This is a genomic window from Burkholderia sp., assembly GCF_018375725.1.
GTDB lineage: Bacteria > Pseudomonadota > Gammaproteobacteria > Burkholderiales > Burkholderiaceae > Burkholderia.
In genome coordinates, this window is record NZ_JAHACR010000172.1 from 1 (window position 1) to 8,885 (window position 8,885).

Genomic DNA, 8,885 nt, shown 5'->3' on the forward strand with positions numbered 1-8,885 from the left:
AATCGACTATCTCGTCGATGCGTTCAAGAAGCTCGAGCGCAACCCGACCGACGTCGAGCTGATGATGTTCGCACAGGCGAACAGCGAGCACTGCCGCCACAAGATCTTCAACGCGCAGTGGACGATCGACGGCGAAGCGCAGGACATGTCGCTGTTCGCGATGATCCGCAACACCGAGAAGCTGAATCCGCAGGGCACGATCGTCGCGTATTCGGACAACTCCGCGATCATGGAAGGCGCGCAGGCGGAACGCTGGTTCCCGCGCCCGGCCGGCGCCACCGGCGAGCCGGACGAGCGCTATGGCCGTCACACCGAGCTGACCCACACGCTGATGAAGGTCGAGACGCACAACCACCCGACGGCGATCTCGCCGTTCCCGGGCGCGGCGACCGGCGCGGGCGGCGAGATCCGCGACGAAGGCGCGACGGGGCGCGGTGCGCGTCCGAAAGCGGGGCTGACGGGCTTTACGGTGTCGAACCTCGACCTGCCCGACGCGCGCCAGTCCTGGGAAAACGCGCGCGACGCCGCGCAGCCGGTCGGCGAGCGCAACCCGAATGACGCGCACGGCCCGTACGGCCGTCCGGACCGCATCGCGTCGCCGCTGCAGATCATGATCGACGGCCCGCTCGGCGGCGCCGCGTTCAACAACGAATTCGGCCGCCCGAACCTCGGCGGCTACTTCCGCGTCTACGAGCAGAACGTCGGCGGCCAGGTGCGCGGCTATCACAAGCCGGTCATGATCGCGGGCGGCATCGGCAACATTTCCGACGCGCATACGCACAAGCATGACGTGCCTGCCGGCTCGCTGCTGATCCAGATCGGCGGTCCCGGCATGCGGATCGGCATGGGCGGCGGCGCGGCCAGCTCGATGGCGACCGGCACGAACACCGCCGAGCTCGATTTCGACTCGGTGCAGCGCGGCAACCCGGAAATCGAGCGCCGGGCGCAGGAAGTCATCAACGGTTGCTGGCAGCTCGGCGACGCGAACCCGATTCTGAGCATTCACGACGTCGGCGCGGGCGGCCTGTCGAACGCGTTCCCGGAGATCGTCGACGGCGCGGGCAAGGGCGCACGCTTCGAGCTGCGCAAGATCCAGCTCGAGGAGTCGGGCCTGTCGCCGCGCGAAATCTGGTCGAACGAGGCGCAGGAGCGCTACGTGCTGGCGATCGCGCCGGCCGACCTGCCGCGCTTCGAGGCGATCTGCGTGCGTGAGCGCTGCCCGTTCTCGGTGGTCGGGGTCGCAACCGACGAGCGTGAACTGAAGCTCGTCGACGATCAGGCGACCGGCGCGGACGCCTATCCGGTCGACATGCCGATGGAAGTGCTGCTCGGCAAGGCGCCGCGCATGCATCGCGATGTCGCGCGCGTGACGACCGAGCGCGCGCCCGTCGACGTGACGGGCATCTCGCTTGCCGAGGCCGCCGTGGACGTGCTGAAGCACCCGACGGTCGCGAGCAAGTCGTTCCTGATCACGATCGGCGACCGCTCGGTCGGCGGCACGTCGGTGCGCGACCAGATGGTCGGCCCGTGGCAGGTGCCGGTGGCGGACTGCGCCGTGACGGCGCTCGATTACGCAGGCTTCAAGGGCGAAGCGATGACGATGGCCGAGCGCACGCCGCTCGCCGTGATCGACGCGCCCGCGTCGGGCCGCATGGCGGTCGGCGAGGCGATCACCAACATCGCGTCGGCGCCGATCGCCTCGCTCGACAAGCTGAAGCTGTCGGCGAACTGGATGGCCGCATGCGGCACGCCGGGCGAGGACGCTGCACTGTTCGACACGGTGAAGGCGATCGGCATGGAGCTGTGCCCGGCGCTCGGCATCGGCATCCCGGTCGGCAAGGATTCGCTGTCGATGAAGACGAAGTGGGACGAGCAGGGCGTGGCGAAGGAAGTCGTCGCGCCGGTGTCGCTGATCATCTCGGCGTTCGCGCCGGTCGAGGACGTCCGCCGGCATCTCACGCCGCAACTGCAGCGCGTCGCCGACGCCGGCGACAGCGTGCTGATCGCGATCGACCTCGGCCGCGGCAAGAACCGCATGGGCGGCAGCATCTTTGCCCAGGTCACGCAGCAGGTCGGCGACACGGTGCCGGACGTCGACGATCCGGAAGATCTGAAGCGTTTCTTCGCGGCGATCCAGGCGCTGAACGCGCAAGGCAAGCTGCTCGCGTACCACGACCGCTCGGACGGCGGTCTGTGGGCGACCGTGTGTGAAATGGCGTTCGCGGGCCATGCGGGCGTGTCGCTGAATGTCGACATGCTGACGCTCGACGCGGCGCATGAATCGGACTATGGCGACGCGAAGGACTGGGCGAAGCAGACGAGCGGCCGCCGCGAGGACCGCACGCTGCGCGCGCTGTTCTCCGAGGAACTCGGCGCCGTCGTGCAGGTGCGCGCGGCAGACCGCGATGCGGTGCTCGCCGTGCTGCGCGAATTCGGCCTGTCCGCGTGCTCGCACGTGATCGGCACGGTCAACGAGCGCGACACGATCGAGGTGTATCGCGACGCGAAAAAGATCTTCGAAGCGCCGCGCGTCGACCTGCATCGCGCATGGGGCGAAGTGAGCTGGCGCATCGCGCGCCTGCGCGACAACCCGGCCTGCGCGGATGCCGAATACGATGCGCTGCTCGACGCGGCCGACCCGGGCATCTCGCCGGTGCTGACGTTCGATGCGACCGAGGATATCGCCGCGCCGTTCATCTCGACCGGCGCACGTCCGCGTGTCGCGATTCTGCGCGAGCAGGGCGTGAACTCGCACCTCGAAACCGCCTATGCATTCGATCGCGCGGGCTTTGACGCGCACGACGTCCACATGAGCGATCTGCTGGCAGGCCGCGCGACGCTGGCGGACTTCGCGGGCGCGGTCGCCTGCGGCGGCTTCTCGTATGGCGACGTGCTGGGCGCGGGCGAAGGCTGGGCGAAGACGATCCGCTTCAACTCGGGTCTCGCCGAGATGTTCTCGGCATTCTTCGCGCGCCAGGACACGTTCGCGCTCGGCATCTGCAACGGTTGCCAGATGCTGTCGAGCCTGGCGTCGATGATTCCGGGCGCGGAGGCGTGGCCGAAGTTCACGCGCAACAAGTCCGAGCAGTTCGAGGCCCGCTTCTCGTTCGTCGAGGTGCAGTCGTCGCCGTCGATCTTCTTCGCCGGCATGGAAGGCTCGCGCATTCCGGTGGCGGTCGCGCACGGCGAAGGCTTCGCGGACTTCTCGCAGCAGGGCGACATCGATCGCGTCGCAGTGGCGATGCGCTATGTCGACCATCGCGGCGAAGCGACCGAGCGTTATCCGTTCAACCCGAACGGCTCGCCGGCCGGCATCGCCTCGGTGACGACCGCCGACGGCCGCTTCACGGTGCTGATGCCGCACATGGAACGTGTGCACCGCACGGTGACGATGAGCTGGCATCCGGAAGGCTGGGACGATGCGAGCCCGTGGATGCGCGCGTTCCGCAACGCCCGCCGCTGGATCGGCTGACGCGATGTTCGGCCTGCATGGCGCCGTCGACGTCGTGACGCTGCGTGACGAGCGCGCGGAGGACGTCGAGGCGATCGCCGGGGTCATTGCTGCCGCGTTCGCCGGCACGCCGCAAGGCGGCCGGTTCGAGCAGCGCGTCGTCGACGTGTTGCGTGCGGACGGCCGCTTGAGCGTGTCGCTGGTCGCGGAGCGTGACGAACGCGTGATCGGTCACGTCGCGTTTTCGCCGGTGACGATCGGTGCGGGAGAGACGGCTGGCTGGTACGGACTCGCACCGCTCGCGGTGCTGCCCGACTGTCAGCGGCAAAGCGTCGGCGCGGGGCTCGTGCGCACGGGCCTCGACGCGCTGCGCAGGCTCGGCGCGCGCGGTTGCGTCGTGCTCGGCGATCCCGCGTATTACGCGCGCTTCGGGTTCGAACCCGACGGCGGCATGGTGTTTCCTCAGGCGCCTGCGATGTACCTGACGGCGCTGTCGTTCGACGAGAACGCACCGCGTCCGGCCGGCGAAGTGCGGTATCACGACGCGTTATACGCATAGACGGCGCGCGTCGCCGCGCACATCACGCCTGCATCGCGTTCACGCAAGGTCATCAACATGCAAAAAGAAAGCCGCTCCTCGGAGCGGCTTTCTCGTTTCAGGCGCAGTGACCGCGTTACTGAATCTTCGCGTGCTGGCGCAGTCCTTCCTCGAATGCCTGCAGCTTCTGCTGGACCAGCTGCTGCGAGATCTGCGCCTTGACCTGCTCGTACGGCGGCGGCGCGACGTTGCGGATGTCGTCGGCGCGGATGATGTGCCAGCCGAACTGGGTCTTGACCGGCTCGTCGGTCATCTGGCCTTTTTGCAGTTTCTGCGCGGCGGCCGCGAATTCCGGCACGAACGCCTTCGGGTCGGCCCAGTCGAGGTCGCCGCCGTTCTTGCCCGAGCCCGGATCCTTCGAGTACTGCTTCGCCAGATCCTCGAACTTCGCGCCGGCCTTGATCTTCGCGATCAGTTCCTTCGCCTGCTGCTCGTTGTCGACGAGGATGTGGTGCAGATGGTATTCACGGCTCGCGGCACCCTTCACCAGCTCGTCATAGCGCGCCTTCACCTCGGCGTCGGTCGGCTGGTTCTTCTTCAGGAAGTCCTCGATCATCGCGCGCAGTACGACGGTCTGCTGCGCGACGGCAACCTGCGCCTTCACGTCCGGACGATTCGGGATGCCGCGACGCACCGCTTCCTGCATCAGGATCTCGCGGTTCACAAGCTCCTGGCGCACGGCTGCCTGCAGCTGCGGGCTGTCGGGCTGGCCTTGCTGGACCAGCTGCGACACCATGGCATCGGCGCGGGACTTCGGAATGGGCGTGCCATTGACGACAGCGATGTTCTGGGCGAATGCCGGCGCCGCTGCGAGAGCGGCCGCGACGGCCCACAGGCGGGGGGATTTCAGGATCATCGGGAATTCCTAATGAGACGACTTGATAGAAGATTCGTTGAATTCTTCGGGCGTGTAAGCGACGATCGCAAGCGCATGAATGCCGCGCTGCATCGCATCGGCGAGCGCATCATACACCAGCCGGTGCCGCGCGACGCGCGGCTTGCCCGCGAACGCGGCCGACACGATCGTGACCGTGTAGTGGCCGCCCGCGGCCGCGCCGGCGTGGCCGGCGTGCAGTGCGCTGTCGTCGCGCACCGCGAGTGAGGCGGGCGACAGCGCCTGGCGCAGGCGCGTCTCGATCAGTGCGATGCGCTCATCGGGCGACGCGTGGAGGAAAGCATCGGTCATGGTCATTCTTCTTTCAGGTATTTCGCGAGCCACAGGCTTTGCAGGATGATGAACACGACCATCGCGCCCGTCGTGCCGAACAGCTTGAAGTTCACCCACTGCGATTCGGTGAAGTGGCGCACGACGTAGAGATTGGCGACGCCGAGCGCCGCGAAGAACAGCGCCCAGGCGATATTGAGGCGGTCCCAGACGGGATGCGGCAGCGTGAGCTGCTTGCCCATCATCTTTTCGATCAGGTTCTTGCTGAACGCGTAACGCGCGGCAAGCAGGCCAATTGCAAACAGCCAGTAAAGCACAGTCGGTTTCCATTGGATGAATTTCTCGTCGTGCAGGACGAGGGTGGCGCCGCCGAACACGACGATCACGCCGAGGCTGACCCACAGCATCGTGTCGACTTTCCGGTGGCGGAATGCGACCCAGGCGACTTGCGCGAGCGTCGCGACAATCGCGACAGCGGTGGCGGTGAAGATGCCCCACACCTTGAAGGCGACGAAAAACAGGATGATCGGAAACAGATCGAACAGGAATTTCATGATGATCGCAGCTGCGTGAAAGGTCGCTCGCGCGCCTTTCACCGTTGTAGGGACCCGCCGGCGCCGCCTTCGCGAATCGTGCGCGCCCGTCCGGGATGCGCGCGATTCGCCCGGGCGCCGCTTATTTGTCCTCGGGTCGGGACTCGAAGTGTAACGCAGCCGAATTGATGCAGTACCGCAAGCCGGTCTGGTCGCGCGGGCCGTCCTCGAACACGTGGCCGAGATGCGCGCCGCAATGATTGCAGCGGACTTCGACGCGCACCATGCCGTGCGTGTAGTCGATCTTCTCGTCGATCACCTCGCCGTTGATCGGCTTGAAATAGCTGGGCCAGCCGCAGCCGGAATGATATTTCGCGCCGGACTCGAACAGCGGCGTGCTGCAGACGACGCATGTGTAGATGCCGGCGTCCGTCGTATCGGTGTATTCGCCGGTGAACGCGCGCTCGGTCGCCGCGCGTTGCGTGACCTCGTACTGCATCGGCGTGAGCCGGCGGCGCAGCTCCGCGTCGTCCTTCTGGTACGGATAGGTTTTGTCATGGGAATCGTGGCGCATGTTCTGTCTCCTGATGAATCGTCGCGCGGTTATGACGAGCAGCTGACTTCGAGCGAGCCGGCCCAGTCGGGCGGCAACGCCGCGTAGGATTCGAATTCCGGCTGCTCGTCGAACGGCCGGCGCAGCACGCGCGCCAGTCGCTCGACTTCCGAGAAATCCTTCTCTTTCGCGCGCCGGATGGCGATTTCGGCAAGGTGGTTCCGCAACACGTACTTCGGATTCACGCGATTCATCGCTTCCGCGCGTGCCGCGTCGTCGCGCGTTTCCTCGGACAGGCGCGTGCGGTAGAGGCTCGCCCAGCGATCGAACGCCTCGCGGTCGACGAACAGGTCGCGCACCGGCGCATCGCCGCTCGCGTCGTGCTTCGACATGCGCGAGAGGTGGCGGAACGTCAGCGTGAAGTCCGCATGGCTCGCATGCATGGTTTCGAGCAGCTGGTTCGCGAGCGCCGCATCGCCTTCGCGTTCGAGCGCGAGGCCAAGCTTCGCGCGCATCGCGCGCTCGAGCGCCGGGCCGAACCGCTCGGGAAATCTGGCAAGCACGGCTTGCGCGTCCTCGACGGCACGTTCGGCGCGTGCATCGTCGTCGGCGATATCGTGCTGCAGCCCGATCAGCGGCAACAGCGCCTGCGCGAGGCAATAGCAGTTCCAGTGCGCGATGCGCGGCTGCATCCGGTACGCATAGCGGCCGCGCGTGTCGGAGTGGTTGCAGATGTGGTTCGCGTCGAACGCATCGACGAAGCCGAACGGACCGTAGTCGATCGTGACGCCGAGTATCGACATGTTGTCGGTATTCATCACGCCGTGGCAGAAGCCGACGGCCTGCCATTGCGCGACGAGGTCGGCGGTGCGCAGCGTCGCGGCTTCGAGCAGGGCGAGGTACGGATCGTCCGCGTCGCGGCAGGCCGGTTAGAAGCGATCGATCACGTGATCGGCGAGCTGCCGCAGCAGGTCCGGGCGATCGTTCGAGAAGAAGTGCTCGAAGTGGCCGAAGCGAACGAAGCTTTCGGACACGCGCGTGACGACGGCGGACGTCTCGATCTCCTCGCGGATCACGGGCTGGTCGGAGCCGATCACGGTCAGCGCGCGCGTCGTCGGAATGCCGAGGTGATGCATCGCCTCGGAACACAGGAACTCGCGGATCGACGAGCGCAGCACGGCGCGGCCGTCGCCCATGCGCGAATACGGTGTGCGGCCGCTGCCCTTGAGCTGCAGTTCGTAGCGGCGGCCGTCGGTCGCGGCGAGTTCGCCGATGTTCAGTGCGCGGCCGTCGCCGAGCTGGCCGGCCCACACGCCGAACTGATGGCCCGAGTAGACCGAGGCAAACGACATCGCGCCGGCCGGCCAGTCGCGCGTGAGGTTGCCGCTGAACAGCTCGGCGAATTCGGGCTGCGCGGCGAGCGCCGGCGACAGCCCGAGCAGTCGGGCGACTTCGTCGGAAAAGCCGACCACATACGGCGCGGGCAGCGGCGCGGCCGGCAGGCGCGTGTAGAACGCGTCGCCGAGCTGCACGAAGGCGCCGTCGGCGGGCGCGCCGAGCGTGGCGGCAAGGTCGGGGAGAGTGTCAGCCGCATCGGCTGCGCTTCGGGAAAACGACATGTTGAGCGCCTCTGGGTAAGCCGATATTGTAAGGCGGCGCCGCGCCGCCCGCATGACCGGACGTGCGCCGAGTGCCTCGGGCTGTACACCGATTCGCATCCTTCCGGGAGAACAAGACGATGGGTAAGCCGTTGCTGGGCCAGATGATGGATATGCCGCTTCTGGTGTCGTCGCTGATCGCGCATGCCGCACGTCACGCAGGTGACGCCGAGATCGTGTCGAAGCGGGTGGAGGGCGACCTGCACCGCTATACGTACCGCGATTGCGAGCGCCGCGCGAAGCAGCTCGCGCAGGCGCTCACGCGGCTCGGCGTGGCGCCGGGCGAACGTGTCGGTACGCTCGCGTGGAACGGCTACCGGCATCTCGAGGCGTACTACGGCATCAGCGGGATGGGCGCCGTCTGCCACACGATCAATCCGCGTCTTTTCCCTGAGCAGATCGCCTACATCGTCAATCACGCGGACGACCAGTACGTCCTTTTCGACATCAACTTCGCGCCGCTCGTCGATGCGCTCGCGCCGCAATGCCCGAACGTGAAGGGCTGGATCGCGATGACCGACGCGGCGCATCTTCCGTCCGGCGCGACGCCGTATCTCTGTTACGAGGCGCTCGTCGGCGCCGAAGACGGCTGCTACGACTGGCCGCTGCTCGACGAGCAGCAGGCATCGGGGCTTTGCTATACGTCGGGCACGACCGGCAATCCGAAAGGCGTGCTGTATTCGCATCGCTCGACGGTGCTGCACGCATACGGTGCGGCGCTGCCCGACGCGATGAACCTGTCCGCGATGGATTCGGTGCTGCCCGTCGTGCCGATGTTCCATGTGAACGCATGGGGCCTGCCGTATTCGGTGCCGCTCACCGGCGGCAAGCTGGTGCTGCCGGGCAAGGATCTCGACGGCAAGTCGCTGTACACGCTGATGGAAGCGGAGCGCGTGACGTTCTCGGCCGGCGTGCCGACGGTCTGGC

The 8,885-nt window shown here is 66.9% G+C and carries 7 protein-coding genes and 1 pseudogene; 3 read left to right on the forward strand and 5 right to left on the reverse strand.

All coding sequences use genetic code 11. The features are described from left to right. Together purL and KH616_RS16735 are read left to right on the forward strand one after the other, a co-directional pair. On the forward strand, window positions 1-3,472 hold a 3,472-nt coding region (gene purL / locus KH616_RS16730; protein ID WP_292248334.1), incomplete at its 5' end, for a phosphoribosylformylglycinamidine synthase. A gap of 4 nt (window positions 3,473-3,476) precedes the next feature. After that, complete coding sequence (locus KH616_RS16735; RefSeq protein ID WP_292248337.1) at window positions 3,477-4,010, forward strand: N-acetyltransferase; 534 nt, start codon at window positions 3,477-3,479, stop codon at window positions 4,008-4,010. A 115-nt stretch (window positions 4,011-4,125) separates the two neighbouring features. Here the strand turns inward: KH616_RS16735 and KH616_RS16740 are convergent, their stop codons facing one another. The 5 genes and pseudogenes from KH616_RS16740 to KH616_RS16760 form a co-directional block, all read right to left on the reverse strand. Next, a complete protein-coding gene (locus KH616_RS16740; RefSeq protein WP_292248339.1) occupies window positions 4,126-4,905 on the reverse strand; it encodes a peptidylprolyl isomerase in 780 nt (259 codons plus the stop codon). A 9-nt stretch (window positions 4,906-4,914) separates the two neighbouring features. Then, window positions 4,915-5,235, reverse strand: coding sequence for a BolA family protein (locus KH616_RS16745; protein ID WP_292248341.1), 321 nt, complete (start codon window positions 5,233-5,235; stop codon window positions 4,915-4,917). A 2-nt stretch (window positions 5,236-5,237) separates the two neighbouring features. Then, window positions 5,238-5,768 (reverse strand): septation protein A, encoded by a 531-nt coding sequence (locus KH616_RS16750; protein WP_292248344.1) that lies wholly within the window; start codon window positions 5,766-5,768, stop codon window positions 5,238-5,240. 121 nt (window positions 5,769-5,889) lie between these two features. After that, window positions 5,890-6,321: a peptide-methionine (R)-S-oxide reductase MsrB gene (gene msrB, locus KH616_RS16755; RefSeq protein WP_292248347.1), complete on the reverse strand. Its 432-nt coding sequence runs from the start codon at window positions 6,319-6,321 to the stop codon at window positions 5,890-5,892. 29 nt (window positions 6,322-6,350) lie between these two features. After that, window positions 6,351-7,919: pseudogene (locus KH616_RS16760) on the reverse strand (protein adenylyltransferase SelO). Between the two features lie 119 nt (window positions 7,920-8,038). Here KH616_RS16760 and KH616_RS16765 point away from each other — a divergent pair. Then, on the forward strand, window positions 8,039-8,885 hold an 847-nt coding region (locus KH616_RS16765; RefSeq protein WP_292248350.1), incomplete at its 3' end, for an AMP-binding protein.